Genomic DNA, 16,247 nt, shown 5'->3' on the forward strand with positions numbered 1-16,247 from the left:
ATTTGACGGGAAGACCGAGCGGCCTCTGCAATCCTGGGCTTGAATAGAACTACTTGGGCAGCGAAGCGCTTATCGCCGCCTGGCTCCATTCCATGAGGTCGTTGGCGATTGACGTGCTGATCCTCCCTGCCTCCCTGCAAGCCTGGCGAGTCCGCTGTGGTGGGCTGCTCCTATGCCTGCTGCTGGTGAGTGGCGCCTGGGCGACCGAAGAAGCGCCGACCTACCGCGTCGGCGTGGAGAACGTGGATTACTACCCCATCTACTCCGCCGCGCCACCGGACTACCTCTACCGTGGCTACGCCCGCGACGTGCTAGACCTGTTCGCAGCTGACGAACGCATTCAACTGGTCTACCTGCCGTTGCCGGTGCGCCGCCTGCGCCACGAGTATCACGCCGGCCGGCTCGACCTGGTGTTCCCCGACAACCCGCGCTGGGACGTAAAGGAGAAGGACCCCTTCACCATCACCTATTCGCAGCCGCTGCTGGTGTTCCAGGACGCCATGCTGGTACTGCCGACGCGGCTGGGCGAGCCTCTGGAGAACTACCGTACCCTGGGCTTCATCCGCGGTTTTACGCCGTGGAAATTCAAGGACCAGATCGCTTCCGGGCAGGTCCAGATCAAGGAGGCACCCAATCCGCAGGGGCTGATCCATATGGCGCTGTCCGGCTACATTGACGCCGCCAACATGGCCCAGCAGGTGGCCCATTACCACCTCGAGCGCAGGGGAAACCCCGACGGGCTGCGGATAGAGCCCCGCCTGCTGGCCCTGCAGGACAGCCACTACTACCTGTCCAGCATTCGCCATCCGGAACTGATCCGCCGCTTCGACCTCTTCCTGGACCGGCAGCGGCAGGCCGTCGACGCGCTCAAGAAAAAATACGGTCTGGACAGGTGACCTTCCGCGCACCGGCTACTGCTGGCCCCATCGCCCGCTGCGCTTCATCGCACCCCACTGGTGCTTGCGACGGGAGAACCATTGCCACATGCCACGGCAGCGCCACAGGGTATTGAGCTGGCGATAGCCGACGTTCTCCAGGATCGCCATGAGAAACAGCCGCAGCACATCCCGGCGGCGCTGATAGACGCGGAACGACAGGGTCTCCAGCAGCAGGCCATTGACCGACAGCAGAATGCCCATGCCGATGGCCACCAGCAAAAATGCCGCCAGCGCACTGTAGGAGACCAGCCCGAGGGCGAAGCCGCCCAGCATGAAGCCGTAGCCGACCAGCTCCACCAGCGGCCCTATCCACTCGAACAACGCCATGAACGGCCAGGCCAGGTGCCCGGCGGCGCCGCCGCGCCAACTGAAGAACAGCCGCGCATGGCGACCCAGGCTTTCCGCCAGCCCGCGCTGCCACCGACTGCGCTGGCGGCCGAGCGTGCCCAGGTCCTCCGGCGCCTCGGTCCAGCAGATCGGGTCCGGCACGTAGCGGATGCGATAGGGAATGTGCCGCTCGCGATGGTAGCGATGCAGGCGCACCACCAGCTCCATGTCCTCGCCCACGGTGTCGCTGTGGTAGCCGCCGACCGCCATCACCCGCTCGCGGTCGAACAGACCGAAAGCGCCGGAGATGATCAGCACCGCATTGAGAGGCGACCAGCCGAGCCGGCCGAAGAGAAACGCCCGCAGGTATTCGACGATCTGGAAGCGCGCCAGCCAGTTGTCCGGCAGGCCGGCGCGGATCAGAAAGCCGCCGCGCACCTCCGAGCCGTTGGCGATGCGCACGGTACCGCCGGCGGCCACGGTGCGCTCATCCTCGAGAAACGGCTGCACCACCCGCAGCAGGCTGTCGCGCTGCAGGATGGAGTCGGCATCGACACCGCAGAACAGTTGATGGCGAGCGGCGTTGATGCCGGCGTTGAGGGCGTCGGCCTTGCCGCCGTTGACCTTGTCGATCACCCGCAGATTGGCGTAGCGCCGGGAGCGGTAGATGCCACGCACCGGCTGGTGCGGCACGGCCTGGCGCAGCGGCTCCGGGTGCGGCTCCAGTTCGAACTCATCGACCAGCACCTGCAGGGTGGCGTCCGTGGAGCCGTCATTGATGACCAACACCTCGAACTCCGGATACTGCAGTTGCAGCATCGAGCGCACCGACGTGCGGATCGTCGCCTGCTCGTTGAAGGCTGGCATCAGCACCGACACACCGGGCTCGATACCGAGATAGGCGGCATCTTCGCCCAGCTCGGCGCGCTGGCGCATGTACGCCAGTAGGCTGAGCATCGATAGGCCATTGAGCAGCAGGTAACTGCCATTGAGCAGAATGAAGTAGGCAATGAAGCCGACCTGCGCCCACCACAGCCAGTCACCGCTCATCGCGGTGCTCCGCCAGGGCCCGGCGCAAGGCATCGCGGCCGTAGCGATCGGGCAGTTCGTCGCACAGGGCCCGCAGCATCTGGTCGGTCAGGCCCGGCAGGCGGACCAGCGCATCCGCCGCCTCCTGGCGCACCCACCAACTGCTGTCGCCGAGCAGGTCGCGCAAGGCCACGGCATCCGTGCTGCTGGCCTGCCGACGCAGGGCGCGGATGGCACTCAGGCGCACATCCGGGTCGGCGTGGACAAGCATGGCGAGCAGATGTACGTGATCACGCGGATCGCCCAGGCTGCCCAGGCAGGTCAGCGCTGCCTGCAGGCTTTCGCTACCGCTGGGGTTGAGCATCTGCGCCCGCGCCCAGGGCGCGCTGCGCCGCGGATCGGCCCAGGCGAGCAGTCCCAGCAGACGCTGCCGTGCAGGCTCCGGGGCCGTCTGCAGCGCCTCCAGCAACGGACCGGTCAGCGCCTCGGCACCGGCTCGCTGGCAGAGCGCGACCAGCCGTGGCTGGGCCCAGTCGCTGCGCCGCAAATAGCGCGGCAGCACCTCCGGCATGGCCCGTGCTGCGTCGATAGCCACCAGGGTCTGCGCGGCGGCCAGGGACACCAGCGGGCTGCGGGCCTCCAGCAACGGCCGGACCGCCGGCCAGTCGCCGCCGTCGGCCAGGTAGCGCAGGCAGGTCAGGCCGATCAGACGCTTGCGCAGCGAACGGCTGCGCAGCAGGCGCAAAGCATGGGCATGCATGCCCAGTTGCTCGAGCAGGGCATTGAGCCTTTGCCGCGCGGCACCGCGCAGTTGTTGCTGGGTTCGATTCCACAGCAGCAGGAACCACAGCCGCTGGCCCGGTCCCGGCGGGGCCGGTTCGACCCGTTCCTCGCTCAGGCTGCATTGGGCGAATAACGGCCGCCACTGCCGGTTGAAGCGCTCCCGCCGTGCCGCGCGACGATCAGCCAGCTCCGCCAGCAGCAGCACCTGGAACATGACCAACAGGGTGGCCGCGCCCAGGGCCAAGGCCACATACACGGCCAGCCGCAGAATCGGATCGCCCGGCAGGCTGGCCAGCGCCTCGCACAACCAGGCCGGGCAGCGCAGCTCAGAAGGCATGCCGCACACCCAGCATCAACCAGTCGCGGGAATAGAAGTCGCCCTGGCGAAGATGGCCGAGCTCCCAGGTCAACGCCCAGCGCGCATGGAACCAATGCCGGCCTTCCAGCCCCCAGGAGCGCACGTCGCTGGTGAATACCCGCCCCTCCTCCAGACCCTCTTCCTCGCCGAAACTGGTCCGCAGGCCGACATAGCTCAGGCCGGCGTAGTAGTGATCCAGCGCCAGCGCGTGGCCGACCGGATGTCCGCCGCCCTCGACATCCGACAGGTTCAGCGTATAGCCGGCGCGCCAAGGCCCCCAGTAGCGCTCGACCGACAACGCCAGCCGGTCGATGCGGGTTTGCGCATAGCGGGTGCGGCGCAGGCTGGCGGCACCGATGAAGCCCTGCGGCAACACCCGTTGCGCACGCAGGTCGGCATACCACTCCGGCAGGAAATCCGGATTCGCCTGGTAACCGCCCTCCACTTGCAGCGCCCAGTCAGCCGTCAGCGGCGCCACCATGCCCACCTCCAGGCCCTGGTCCCAGTCGGCGAAGCGTTGCTCGCGAACCAGCGCGCCATACCACGACAGTCCCTCCGGCTGGCTGGAGAGATAGTCGAGGCGCTGGGTCTGCCAATCCGCGAGGTGGCTGTCGACGTCATCGTGGCGCAGCGACAACCCCAGCTCATGGCGCCGACGTGCCGCCGGTGGCGGCAAGGGTTCGGGCAGCGCCCTGGGCACGCTCGGCGTAGCCCGCGCCTGGGCAAGGGCCTGTTGCACGGCGGCGTAGTCGGGCGCGAGCCGAGCGGCGCGCTCCAGTGGCACCAGCGCCTGCTGCGGGCGGCCTGACCAGAGCAGCGCCTGGCCCTGGCCGAGCAGATAGTCGGCGTTGTCCGGTTCGCGGGCCAGCAGCCATTCGTAGTGCCGCAGGGACGGCCCGTACTGGCCGCGCCAGGCCAGTACGCGGGCCAGCAGGTAATGGCTGTCGGCATCCTGCGGTTGCTCGGCCAGGCGTGCTTCCAGGGTACGCTGGGCGCCCTCCAGATCCTGCGCATCGACCTGCCGCTGCGCCTCGGCCAGCTCCGTGCCCTGGGCCAGCAGTGGCAGCAAGCCCGCCAGCAGAAGTACCGGCCACCTCATCGGCTCTTTCTCGTCAGTCGCCGTATGCGGGCCAGCAGCTCCTCGGGCTGGAACGGCTTGGTCACGTAATCATCGGCGCCCAGCTCCAGGGCGCGGACGATATCCCCTTCACGGGCCTTGGCCGTCAGCATCAGCACCGGCACCGACTGCCAGCCCGGCCGCGCGCGCAGTCGCTGCACCAGGTCGAGACCGTCGTGGTACGGCAGCATGATGTCCATCAGCGCCAGCTCCGGCGGGTCGTCCTGCTCGATGCGCTCAAGGGCCTGGCGGCCGTCGGCGGCATGCTCGACACGATAACCGTTGCGCTCCAGCAGGTAGCGCACCAGGAAAGCGATGTCCTCTTCGTCTTCCACCATCAGAATCGTCGGATTGCTCATGAGTGCTCCTTCGAACCGGAATTCAGGTCTTGGGATCGCAGGCGACCGGTGTCATGAAAAGCCGTCGCGGTGGGGGGCCAGGCGCGCAGGTAGTGCTCGATCAGCCCGGCCAACTCGTAGCTGTCGTGGCGCGACTTGACCAGCTTGCGCAGCACCACGCCGGGCGCTTCGCCGGGCTCTTCGCGAGCGCTGAATACCACCACCGGGGTTGGCGGGCTGGCCGCGGCGAACTCGCCGAACAGCTCGACGCCATCACCGTCTGGCAGGGCCAGATCGAGGATCGCCAGGGCGTGGTGACGGCGGGCCATCTGCTCCCGCGCCTCGGCCAGGCTGCCGGCCCCGTGGATGCGAAAATCGCTATCGGCGAGCAGTTCGGCGACCACCCGGCGCAGATCCGGGTCGTCCTCCACATGCAGGATGTTCAGCGGGCTACCCTGCCCCAGGCAGGTGCGCACCGACGCCTGCAGCCGTTCGGCGTCGAATGGCGGGCGCAGCCAGTCGACCACGCCGATCGCACCGCCCTGCACGTCATCGGTATCGCTGGCCGAGCGCAGGCCGACCATCAGCACCGGCAAGTGCCGGTAGGCCGGCAACTCGCGCAGCCGCCGCAGGAAAGCCAGGCCGTCATCGTCCGCCAGTTGCGGGCTCAGGGTCAGGGCGTGCACCTGGGTCTCGCCGAGCAGGCGACGGGCCTGGGCCGCGCTGCCGGCCACCAGGGTGGCGTAGCCCTGCTGCTCGAGCAACCCGCTGAGGGCGCTGGCCGCGCCGGCGTCGCTGTCCACCACCAGCACCTGGGGTCGCGGCTGGGGCTGGCCCTGCTGCGCACTCGCCTGGGCGGCCAGGGGCAGGCGCACATGAAAGCGCGTACCGCGCCCGGCCTCGCTGTGGAAGCCGATCTCCCCACCGAGGTGTTCGACCAGCGAGCGGGTGATGGCCAGGCCCAACCCGGTACCGCCACGCTTGCGCGCATCGGAGGAGTCGGCTTGGGCGAAGCGCTCGAACAGGCGGGACTGGAAGGCCTCGGGAATGCCCTCGCCGTGATCGCGGATTGCCACTTCCAGCCATTCGTCCACGCGATCGAGTTCGACCTCGACGATGCCGCCACTGGGCGAGTGCTTGATGGCGTTGGACAGCAGGTTGGCCATGACCTGGGCGAAGCGGTCAGTATCCAGGCGCACCGCTGCATCCCGCTCGACCCGCAGGCGCAAGGCGACCTGGTATTCCTCGGCATAGGGCTGGTTGCTTTCCAGTGCCTGTTGCAATAGCGGCCCCAAGGGGCTGATCTCCCAATGGAACTCCAGCCGTCCGGATTCCAGCTTCTCCATGTCGAGGATGTCGTTGATCAGCCGCACCAACCGCTCGCTGTTGCGATGCGCAATGTCCAGCAGCGGCAGCTGCCCCTCCGCGAAGGGCCCGGCCACGCCACCGATCAGCATGCCGAGCGCACCACGAATGGCCGTCAACGGCGTGCGCAGCTCGTGGCTGACGGTGGAAATGAATTCGCCCTTCAGGCGGTCGACCTGGTGACGCATGGATACGTCCACCGCCACCGCGAGGATCTGCAGGCTGCCGTCGGACAGCCGCAACGGCCGCTTGATCAATTGCAACCAGCACTCCCCGCCCTGCGCATCGCGCACGCAGAGTTCGCCCACCCGCCGCTCCGGCTGGCCGTGCAGCAGTTCGGCATCGCCCGCCAGCAGCGGCTCGAGCGCATCGATACCCGGCAAGTCGGCAGGCAGTCGCCCCTCCACCTGTGCTGGCTGCATGCCCAGCAACTGGGCGAACGCCTGGTTGCAGAGCAGGAACCGGCCATCGGCGTCACGCACGAAGATCAGGTTCTCGTCCGTATCCACCACATTGCGCAGAAAGGCCTGCTGGTCCCGCAGGTGCCTACGCGCGCGCCGGGTTTCCGTGACGTTGCGGGCGATGGCCAGGTAGGTGCCGGCCCCGGCCGGCAGCATGCGCACCTCGAATTCGCTGTGCTCGGGGTTCTGCCAGTGGAAGCTGATCAGTTCGTCCTGGCTGTCGTGCCGCACCCGTTGCCTGAGCAATTCTCCCGGCAACGCTTCCAGGCCCGCGCCATTGCCGGCCAGGCTGCGGACCTGGCCATCGGCGTCGATCTCGAACAGGGAGTCGGGAATCGCCCTGAACAGCGCCCGCAGGCGCGATTCGCTGGCCTGCGCCTCGAAAGCGGACTGCTGTCGCAGGCTCAAGCTGCGACTGAGAATGGTGAAGGAAATGAGAAACAGCGCCATGGCCAGCAGGCCGCCCACCAACAGTTGATCGCGGCTGTCCTGCAAGCGACCGCGCAGCGCCTCGCCTTCGCGCTGGAGACGATCCCGCTCGCTACGTTCCAGTTCATCCAGCCGTTCGCGCAGCCGGTCCATCGTTTGCTTGCCGCCGGTCGCCATCATATGCGCCGCCGCGGCTTGCAACCCCTGCTCGCGGCGCATGCGGATATTCTCGGCGGATAGCTGCAGGCGGCTGGCGATATCCTGATCGAGGCGGTCCAACCAGCGCTGGCTCTGTTCGTCGATCGGTTTGAGCAGTTCGTCCAGCCGCCGCCGCTCACCTTCGATCCGCTCAAGCGCCTGGAGATAGGGGGTCAGGTAGATCGGCTCGCCGCTGATGACGAAGCCACGCTCGCCGGTTTCGACGTCCTGCAACGAGGAGCGAATGGACTGCACGGCGGCGATCACTTCCAGGCTGTGGGCAATCGCCGCGCTATCGATCAACAGCTCCCGCTGCAGGCGCGCGCCCTGCCAGGCGAGCGCGGTCAGAAGGGCAAAGGCCAGGAAAAACGCCAGTGCCTGCACTGGAATCTTGCGGAGCCCGCGGGGCATGCTTTCTCCTTTCCATCTGCGGGGACGCGCGTCGCGTTCGACGTGGGTCGACTGTCACCATAGTCAGTGCGTTGGACTGCAATCGGCCGGGAAAGGTTGTCTCGCGTAGCCAAGGTCTGCTGGCACCCCGGCAATTAGCGCGATAACCTTGCCCCCGCCCGCCCGAACTCGCGTGATGACCATGGCCGCCACCTGCAACAACCTGCTGCTCGACAACCAGTTGTGCTTCGCCCTGTACTCCACCTCGCTGCTGATGACCAAGGTGTACAAGCCGTTGCTGCAGGCGCTCGGCCTGACCTACCCGCAATACCTGGCGATGCTGGTTCTCTGGGAGCGCGAAGGCATTACCGTCAGCGAGATCAGCGCCCGCCTGCTGACCGACCCCGGCTCACTCACGCCCTTGCTCAAGCGCCTGGAAGCCGAGGGGTTGATCGATCGCCGGCGCAGCAAGACCGACGAGCGTGTGGTGGAGCTATACCTTACGGCCAAGGGGCGTGCGCTACAGGAACAGGCGCGGAACGTACCCGACTGCATCCTGCAGGCCAGCGAACGGTCCGTCGAAGAACTGATGGCCCTGAAGGAAGACCTGGTCGCCCTGCGCGGCAACCTGCAGAAAGCCATGCCCTGAGCGCGGGGCGAGCGGTGCCGCCGAGGGCGGTGGGTGGATGACCTACAAGCCCATCTGCTTGGCGATGATCTCGTTCATGATCTCCCGCGAGCCACCGCCGATGGAGAGGATGCGGTTGTCGCGATACAGCCGCTCCACCAGGCTCTCGCGCATGTAGCCCATGCCGCCGAGCATTTGCACCGCATCGTAGGTGACCCGGTCGGCCACGTCGGTGGCGAAGTTCTTGGCCATGGAGATTTCCTTGATGACGCTCTTGCCTGCCGCCATTAGCGCTGCCTGGCGATAGGTGAACTCGCGCGATACCTCCACCTGCGTGGCCATCTCGGCAAGGCGGTGCTTGAGCACCTGGAACTTGCCGATCGGCTTGCCGAACGCCTCGCGCTCGCGGGACCACTTCAGCGCCTCCTCCAGCGCCAACTGCGCGGTCATGTTGGCCATCACCGCCAGCGACAGCCGCTCCGCCTGGAAGTTGGCCATGATGCAGGCGAAACCGGCGTTCTCGACGCCAATGAGATTGGCCGCCGGCACCTGGCAGTCGTCGAAGAACAGCTCGGCGGTATCCGAGGCCCACCAGCCCATCTTCTTCAGTTGGCGCCCCACCGTGAAGCCAGGAGTGCCCTTCTCGACCAGCAGCAGGCTGATGCCGCCGAAACCCTCGCCGCCGGTACGCACCGCCACCGTGTAGTAGTCGGCCCGCACGCCGCTGGTGATGAAGGTCTTGCTGCCGCTGACCCGGTAGCAATCGCCATCGCGCACCGCCCGGGTCTTCAGGTTGGCCACATCGGAACCGCCGGAGGGCTCGGTCACCGCCAACGCCATGATCCTTTCGCCAGCCAGCACCGCCGGCACCACCCGTTCGCGCAACTCCGGCCGGCCCCCCTTGAGCAGCGGCGGCAGGCCGATATCCAGCGAGCCCAGGCCGGCCACCAACCCGCCGGAGCCACAGCGCATCAGTTCCTCGCTGGCCGCCACCTTGGCGAACAGGTCGCCTTCGTGACTACCGCCGAGGGCATCCGGGTAGCCGATGCCGAGGATGCCGGCGGCGCCGGCCTTCAGGTACAGCTCGCGGGGAAACGTCTCCGCTTCCTCCCAGTCGGCGACATGGGGCAGGATCTCCCGCTCGACGAAGCGGCGCACCGAGTCGCGAACCAGTCGATGGGAGGCGTCGAAGTAATCCTGGGCAGCGGGCATGGGCAAATCCTGGTTGGGGTTACCGGGAACTTACCTAGCGCTTGCTTGGTTTTCAAGGCGAGATTTCCGCCATTGACCGGTACGGGCCGGCAGCTCGCCGGCCGGTCAGACCAGCGGCGTCCTGCCGAAACGCTCGCGATAGCGCGAAGGCGGTAAACCGGCGGCCGTGCGAAAGGCCACTCGAAAGCCCTCCACCGAGCGAAAGCCGCAACGCTCAGCGATGCGCTCCACGCTCTCGTCGCTGCTTTCGAGCAGTTCCCTGGCCCTGGCCAGGCGTTCGTGCTGCAACCAGCGCTTGGGCGCCATGCCGGTGGCTTCGCTGAAGCGGCGCAGGAAGGTGCGTTCGCTCATGGCCGCGCGACGGGCGAGTTGGGCGACGTCCAGCGGCTGCTCCAAGCGCTGCCGGGCCCAGTCCAGCACTGTCGACAGGTCGCTGCGCGGCGTCCGGGCCAGCGGCGCGGGAATGAACTGGGCCTGCCCACCGGCCCGCTGCGGCGACATCACCAAGCGCCGCGCCACGTCGTTGGCCACCCGCGTACCGAAGTCACGCGCCACCAGATGCAGGCAGGCGTCAATGCCGGCTGCACTGCCGGCCGAGGTGATCAGCTGACCGGCGTCCACGTAGAGCACGTCCGGGTCCACCTCCACCGTCGGAAAGCGCCGCGCCAGCTCGTCGGCATAGCGCCAGTGGGTGGTTGCGCGGCAGCCGTCGAGCAACCCGGTCGCCGCCAACACGAACACGCCGGAACAGATGGATAGCAGCCGCGCGCCGCGACTGTGTGCCTCACGCAGCGCCAGCAGTAGCCGCTCCGGTGGCGCCTCGCTGCGGTCACGCCATCCAGGAACGATGATGGTGCGAGCCTCCGCCAGCCGCTCCAGGCCCGCATCGGCCAGCACCCGGACACCGCCCATGGCGCGCATGGGTCCCTCGTCCAGGCCGACGATGCGGTGGCGATACCAGGGAAAGTCGAACTCCGGCCGCGGCAGGCCGAAGATCTCCACGGCGATGCCAAACTCGAACGTACAGAGGCCATCGTAGGCCAGCACCGCAACCAAACCAGGGTCGTGCGTCATTTGGCGGAAACTTACCGATGTTTGTCCGGGCCGCCATTGTAGCGCCTGGCGCGCGCCGAATACAGTGCAGGCACATCCAACCGACACCGGAGTCGTACCATGCCCAGCCTGATCAGCCAGACCCCCGCCGCCCCTTCCGCCGTCGCGCTCATGCATTTCAGCAATCGCCTGACCTTCGAAACCGACTGCTCGGACGTCCATGCCAGCTTCCAGTCCGGGCAGGTCGACTTCGTGCTGGTCGATGTGCGCAGCCCGACCGCGTATGCCGCCGGCCATGTGCCGGGCGCGATCAACATTCCCCACCGGCTTATGACCGCCGAGTACCTGGCCGGCTATCCGCGCGATACGCTGTTCGTGGTCTATTGCGCCGGCCCGCACTGCAACGGCGTGCACCGCGCTGCCGTGCGCCTGGCGAGCCTGGAGTACCCGGTCAAGGAAATGCTCGGCGGCATCACCGGCTGGCTCGACGAAGGCTTGGAGCTGATCAGCGAAAGCGGCGAATCGACCGGTACCACCCAAGGCATTTCCTGCGCATGTTGAGCAGCGGTGTGCGCATCCGTCCGGCGCAGCCAGAAGATGTGACCGAACTGTTGCCGCTGATGCACGCCCTGGCCGATTTCGAAGGCTACCGGGAGGCCTTCGAAGTCACCGCGGCGGAGCTGCAGCGGCGTGCATTCGGCGCGCAGGCCCAGTGCCGGATATGGGTTGCTGAAGACGCCAGCCGGCTGCTGGGATACGCCGTGGTGGTGGAAATCCCGTTCACTTACGACCTGCGAACTACCGTCGTGCTCAAGGAACTGTATGTCGCCCCCGGCCAGCGCAGCGCGGGCCTCGGCCGGCTGCTGATGGCCGAGGTGGCGAACTGGGCCATGGCACGGGGTGCGGGACGCCTGAAGTGGGACGTGCTGGCGGGCAACCATCGCGCCGAAACGTTCTACCAGCGGCTGGGCGGTCGGCCGGATAGTCGCTGGATCGGCTATTGCCTCGACGCCGAAGCGCTCGCCGCACTTGCCGATACGGACTGCGGACCTACCGGAGGTCGACGCTAAACGCAGCGAAGCCCAGCAAGCGGCGTCCGGCGACATTGCGTCGCCCGTGTCGGGCTAGAGGGAAATGGGTTTGCGACCGGAAAAGGCGTGAGTCAGGGTGCCGCCGTCGACCAGTTCCAACTCGCCTCCCAACGGCACGCCATGGGCGATGCGCGACACGATAAGGCCCTTGGGCACCAGTAATTGGGCGATGTAGTGAGCCGTCGCCTCGCCTTCCACGGTGGGGTTGGTGGCCAGGATCACCTCGGAGAAGCTGCCCTGCCCGATCCGCGTCATCAGTTCGGGAATCCCGATGGCCTCCGGCCCGAGGCCATCCAGGGGAGACAAATGCCCCTTGAGCACGAAGTAGCGGCCGCGAAAACCAGTCTGCTCGACGGCGAACACGTCCATGGGACCCTGCACCACGCAGAGCAGATTGTCGTCGCGGCGAGGGTCGCTGCACTGCGGACAGAGTTCGTCCTCGCACAGGGTTCGGCAGCACTGGCAGTGGCCGACCTTTTCCATTGCCTGGCCGAGCGCCTGGGCCAGGCGCATGCCGCCGCTGCGGTCACGCTCGAGCATTTGCAGCGCCATGCGCTGGGCGGTCTTCTGACCCACGCCCGGCAGAACGCGCAGGGCATCGATCAGTTGGCGAATCAGGGGGCTGAAGCTCATGGGAGAAAGGCCGGGCAACTACACAGAGGCGCGGTTATACCCGCGCCCTTGGGGCAGCGTCAACGCAAGGCTCGAATCAACTGCCAGGGCATCTCGATGGATGCCAACAAGCAAACTCCAATAATCGGAATGAAACCGGACCGGAACCAGAAGTCCATGGGTGGTGGCACCACTTCATAATTTTCGACCCTCCATCCGATTTGATTTAGTGACAAGCGATCAGATCGCACAAAGACCAGCACTCGTGAACAAGCACCACCAGCCTACTGCATGGCTATTTTGTTTCTCGCCTCGCTCAATGAAATAAAATGCGGGACCCAACGCCCCGCAGAAGAATAGCCCCATTGCAATACTGCTCTCCTTGACCCTCTTGCCTTTACCTTCCCTTGATCAATTCGCGAACTCTTTCCCCATCTTCACAGCCAACTTCCGAATAACCTGCACGCCCAGCCACAGCGTGCAATTTCAAATCGAACAATCAGCCATTTTCCTCTTCCTGCCGCTTATTCGCGGACACGTTTTCCACCCTTCTGACCGAGCTCCGAATAACCTTCCGGGCCCAGTTGCTCTCTACGGGCTTCGCCGCCCTTCTGGCCCATTTCCGAATAACCCTCCGGGCCCAGTTGCTGCTTCCGGGTTTCGCCGCCTTTCTGGCCCATCTGCGAATACCCTTCGCTGCCCAGTTGCCCTTTGCGGGCTTCGCCGCCTTTCTTGCCGATTTCGGAATAGCCCTCTGGGCCCAGTTGTTCCCTGCGTGCTTCGCCGCCCTTACGACCTGCGTCACGCACACTCATATCGCCTTTGTCTGCCATATCCATGCTCCTGCTTCGTTACCGCGTCGATTGCAGAGACAGCTTCATCTCATTTTCAGCAAAAGAACCCGCCATGATTTATGAATAAACCGAGGACCGAGAGTTCAGCGCTAAACGACCGCCACACTGCAGCCCTGACGAATGGCTACTAGCCCTTTGATTTCAGATCGATACAGGCGAGACATAATGCGAGCGTTCGATAATAAAAGCGGAGCATTTGCAAATAACAGGCAGGCGCTAACTTCCCACCTTTAGACATGCACCTGTCTTCCTGCGAGACGTAAACGAGCACCTGCGAATTTCATGCATAACGATGCGCTCGATCAAATAAGGGAATGCACACAATCTCAATACTTCTTCTTGGAAGTCATGCGCCAAAACACGGCGTAGCGGCGACGCACCGAGGCGAGCGGGAAAGGTATAGCGAAAGAAATCGTGGGCGTGCAAGCCGAAGCAGCGTCGCGAGGAGCAGGGTCAGTGCAGGGACGGTAGAAAAAACCGATGGCCGGACCTGGCCCGACCATCGGTGTACACGCCGACCGGCAAGCCGGCCTGCTGCGCGTCAGAAAGGTAGCTTCATGCCTGGGGGAAGTTGCATTCCGGCGGTCATGCCAGCCATCTTTTCCTGGCTGTTCTGCTCGATCTTGCGCACCGCGTCGTTCACCGCGGCGGCGATCAGGTCCTCGAGGATCTCCTTGTCTTCCTGCATCAGGCTGTCGTCCAGGCTGACACGCTTGACGTCGTGGCGACCAGTCATCACGACGCTTACCAAGCCAGCTCCGGATTGACCGGTAACCTCGGCGTTGGCCAGCTCTTCCTGCATCTTCTGCATCTTTTCTTGCATCTGCTGGGCCTGCTTCATCAGGCCGGCCATGCCACCTTTCATCATGGGAATCACCTCAGGTATTCAGGGGTTCAATGGGTTCGATGCTGCCCTCGCGGATCACCGCGGCGAACTGCTGGATCATCTGCTGCACCAGCGGATCGTTGGCGATCGAAGCCTCGGCATTACGCTGGCGCTCCGCGCGACGGCGACTGGCAGCCTGCGCCGGGGTTTCCTGCTCGGGCTTGATCAGCTCGATCTTCAGCACCAGCGGCCGGCCATGGTACTGGCTCAGGGCGTCGTTCAAGCGCCGCTGCTGGGTGGCATTGAACAATGCGCTCTGGGCCGGGTCCAGGTGCAGATGCCAGGTATCTCCGTCGATGGCGACCAGCGTGCAGTTCGCAGCGATGCTGCCGGTCATGCCCGCCAGGCCCAGGCGCGGAAACAGGTCCAGCCACTCGGCGGCCAGGCCGGTGGCCGGTTGCGCGGCGGGGAGCGGCTCGGCCTCGACGGCCTGGGGCATCTCCTCCGACGGCATCAGGTATTCGTAGGCATCGCCGTCCACTTCGTAATAGTCATCGTCGGACAGTGGGGGCTCGTCGTCGGCCGCCTCGGACACGCTGGCCATCACGGCTTCGGGCTCTGGCTCGGTCACTGGCGGCACCGCCTCGGGTTGCGCAGCCGGAGGCTCTTCTACCGGCACAGGCTCTGGAACCGCCGCCGGGTCCTCCCAAGGCAGATCAACAGCCGCCACAACAGGTGCGGGTGCGGGTGCGGGTGCGGGTGCGGGTGCGGGTGCGGGTGCGTCAGGAGCTTCGCCGCCAGGGGCTGCAACCATCGGTTCGACGGGCATCGAAGCGACAGGTGGCGCAGCTGGTTCGGGAGCTGCGACCACAGGCGGGACCACAGGGGTAACCGGAGTCGAAGCGACCGCCGGAACCGCAGGAGCGGGCCCGGCCACCGGGTTGGTCATGGAATCAGCCGTGGCCTTGCCGATCCCCAGGTCCTTTAGCGGCGATCTCGGCGCGCCGCCGGCATCGGCCGGCCGGAAGGCCAGCATGCGCAGCAGCACCATTTCGAAACCGGCGCGCGGATCGGGCGCCAGCGGCAGGTCGCGTCGGCCGATCAGGCCCATCTGGTAATAGAACTGCACGTCCTCGGCCGGCAGCGCCTGGGCCAGAGCCAGTACCTTGTCGCGGTCGCCCTGGCCGTTGTCCACTGCCTCCGGCAGCGCCTGGGCAATGGCCACCCGGTGCAGCACATTGAGAATCTCGGACAGCACGCCGTTCCAGTCCGGCCCTTGCTCGGCCAGATGCCGCACGGCCTCCAGCAGTGCCCGGGCATCGCCCTCGAGCAAGGCGTGAAGTACGCCGTAGACCTGGCCATGGTCGAGAGTGCCAAGCATCGCGCGCACATCGGCGGCCAGCACCTTGCCCTCGCCGAAGGCAATGGCCTGGTCGGTCAGGCTCATGGCGTCGCGCATCGAGCCGTCGGCGGCGCGACCGAGCAGCCAGAGGGCGTCTTCCTCGAACGGCACGTTTTCCGCGCCGAGCACATGGGTGAGGTGTTCCACCACCCGCTCCGGCGGCATGTTCTTCAGGGAGAACTGCAGGCAGCGGGACAGGATGGTCACCGGCAGCTTCTGCGGGTCGGTGGTCGCGAGCAGGAACTTGACGTGCGGCGGCGGCTCTTCGAGGGTCTTGAGCAGGGCGTTGAACGAGTGCGTGGAGAGCATGTGCACTTCGTCGATCAGGTAGACCTTGTAGCGCCCACGGCTCGGTGCATATTGCACGTTGTCAAGCAGCTCGCGGGTATCTTCGACCTTGGTACGACTGGCAGCGTCGACTTCGATCAGGTCGACGAAACGGCCCTCGTCGATCTCCCGACACACCGAGCATTGCCCGCACGGCGTCGAACTGATGCCGGTTTCGCAGTTCAGACACTTGGCGATGATCCGCGCGATGGTGGTCTTGCCGACCCCGCGGGTACCGGTGAATAGATAGGCGTGGTGCAGGCGCTGATTATCGAGGGCGTTGATCAGCGCCTTGAGCACATGGGTCTGGCCGACCATTTCGCGGAACGAGCGCGGGCGCCATTTCCGTGCAAGAACCTGATAACTCATCGAAAACCGTCGCAGAGGGAGCAAAGACCGCTAATGCTAGCGGAGCATGGTGCAAATTGCATCCGATGGGTGCCCCGCCTATGGTCAATACAAGCAGCCATAGCGGTAGTGCTGCTTGCGTCATCCGGTTGAGGGCCTTG

15 protein-coding genes are annotated in these 16,247 nt (G+C 65.9%); 4 read left to right on the forward strand and 11 right to left on the reverse strand.

Annotated features, from left to right (window positions below; translation table 11 throughout):
• The first annotated feature begins 92 nt into the window (after positions 1–92).
• Entirely contained in the window at positions 93–896 is an 804-nt protein-coding gene (locus tag ACWKV7_RS01055; RefSeq protein WP_483855775.1) for a substrate-binding periplasmic protein, read from the forward strand.
• Between the two features lie 15 nt (positions 897–911).
• Here ACWKV7_RS01055 and ACWKV7_RS01060 read toward each other — a convergent pair whose 3' ends face one another.
• The 5 genes from ACWKV7_RS01060 to ACWKV7_RS01080 are packed head-to-tail and all read right to left on the reverse strand — an operon-like array spanning position 912 to position 7,754.
• Positions 912–2,315: a glycosyltransferase family 2 protein gene (locus tag ACWKV7_RS01060; RefSeq protein WP_483855776.1), complete on the reverse strand. Its 1,404-nt coding sequence runs from the start codon at positions 2,313–2,315 to the stop codon at positions 912–914.
• Positions 2,305–3,414 carry a HEAT repeat domain-containing protein gene (locus ACWKV7_RS01065; RefSeq protein ID WP_483855777.1) on the reverse strand — a complete coding sequence of 370 codons (1,110 nt, stop codon included), beginning with the start codon at positions 3,412–3,414 and terminating at the stop codon, positions 2,305–2,307. The genes ACWKV7_RS01060 and ACWKV7_RS01065 overlap by 11 nt, the downstream gene beginning before the upstream one ends.
• Entirely contained in the window at positions 3,404–4,534 is a 1,131-nt protein-coding gene (locus ACWKV7_RS01070) for a YaiO family outer membrane beta-barrel protein (protein WP_483855778.1), read from the reverse strand. The genes ACWKV7_RS01065 and ACWKV7_RS01070 overlap by 11 nt, the downstream gene beginning before the upstream one ends.
• The gene (locus tag ACWKV7_RS01075) at positions 4,531–4,911 is read right to left on the reverse strand and encodes a response regulator transcription factor (protein WP_483855779.1); all 381 of its coding nucleotides are present in this window, start codon (positions 4,909–4,911) and stop codon (positions 4,531–4,533) included. The genes ACWKV7_RS01070 and ACWKV7_RS01075 overlap by 4 nt, the downstream gene beginning before the upstream one ends.
• Positions 4,908–7,754, reverse strand: a complete 2,847-nt coding sequence (locus ACWKV7_RS01080) for an ATP-binding protein (RefSeq protein WP_483855780.1) — start codon at positions 7,752–7,754, stop codon at positions 4,908–4,910. Before ACWKV7_RS01080 ends, ACWKV7_RS01075 begins: the two co-directional genes overlap by 4 nt.
• Positions 7,755–7,929: 175 nt before the next feature.
• Here ACWKV7_RS01080 and ACWKV7_RS01085 point away from each other — a divergent pair, with 175 nt between their 5' ends.
• Positions 7,930–8,382 carry a MarR family winged helix-turn-helix transcriptional regulator gene (locus ACWKV7_RS01085; RefSeq protein ID WP_483855781.1) on the forward strand — a complete coding sequence of 151 codons (453 nt, stop codon included), beginning with the start codon at positions 7,930–7,932 and terminating at the stop codon, positions 8,380–8,382.
• A gap of 42 nt (positions 8,383–8,424) precedes the next feature.
• Here ACWKV7_RS01085 and ACWKV7_RS01090 read toward each other — a convergent pair whose 3' ends face one another.
• Both ACWKV7_RS01090 and ftrA read right to left on the reverse strand, forming a co-directional pair.
• Positions 8,425–9,573 (reverse strand): acyl-CoA dehydrogenase family protein, encoded by a 1,149-nt coding sequence (locus ACWKV7_RS01090; RefSeq protein ID WP_483855782.1) that lies wholly within the window; start codon positions 9,571–9,573, stop codon positions 8,425–8,427.
• A 105-nt stretch (positions 9,574–9,678) separates the two neighbouring features.
• Positions 9,679–10,647, reverse strand: coding sequence for a transcriptional regulator FtrA (gene ftrA / locus ACWKV7_RS01095; protein ID WP_483855783.1), 969 nt, complete (start codon positions 10,645–10,647; stop codon positions 9,679–9,681).
• Between the two features lie 99 nt (positions 10,648–10,746).
• Here ftrA and ACWKV7_RS01100 point away from each other — a divergent pair, with 99 nt between their 5' ends.
• Entirely contained in the window at positions 10,747–11,187 is a 441-nt protein-coding gene (locus ACWKV7_RS01100) for a rhodanese-like domain-containing protein (RefSeq protein WP_483855784.1), read from the forward strand.
• Complete coding sequence (locus ACWKV7_RS01105) at positions 11,181–11,696, forward strand: N-acetyltransferase family protein (RefSeq protein ID WP_483855785.1); 516 nt, start codon at positions 11,181–11,183, stop codon at positions 11,694–11,696. The genes ACWKV7_RS01100 and ACWKV7_RS01105 overlap by 7 nt, the downstream gene beginning before the upstream one ends.
• A gap of 54 nt (positions 11,697–11,750) precedes the next feature.
• Here ACWKV7_RS01105 and recR read toward each other — a convergent pair whose 3' ends face one another.
• From recR to dnaX, 4 genes are all read right to left on the reverse strand, one after another.
• Positions 11,751–12,350: a recombination mediator RecR gene (recR, locus tag ACWKV7_RS01110; RefSeq protein ID WP_483855786.1), complete on the reverse strand. Its 600-nt coding sequence runs from the start codon at positions 12,348–12,350 to the stop codon at positions 11,751–11,753.
• A gap of 503 nt (positions 12,351–12,853) precedes the next feature.
• A complete protein-coding gene (locus ACWKV7_RS01115) occupies positions 12,854–13,168 on the reverse strand; it encodes a KGG domain-containing protein (protein WP_483855787.1) in 315 nt (104 codons plus the stop codon).
• 556 nt (positions 13,169–13,724) lie between these two features.
• Entirely contained in the window at positions 13,725–14,051 is a 327-nt protein-coding gene (locus tag ACWKV7_RS01120; RefSeq protein WP_483855788.1) for a YbaB/EbfC family nucleoid-associated protein, read from the reverse strand.
• A gap of 10 nt (positions 14,052–14,061) precedes the next feature.
• Positions 14,062–16,107, reverse strand: coding sequence for a DNA polymerase III subunit gamma/tau (gene dnaX / locus ACWKV7_RS01125; RefSeq protein WP_483855789.1), 2,046 nt, complete (start codon positions 16,105–16,107; stop codon positions 14,062–14,064).
• Positions 16,108–16,247: the final 140 nt, after the last annotated feature.

Source organism: Zestomonas ipomoeae (genome assembly GCF_057128665.1).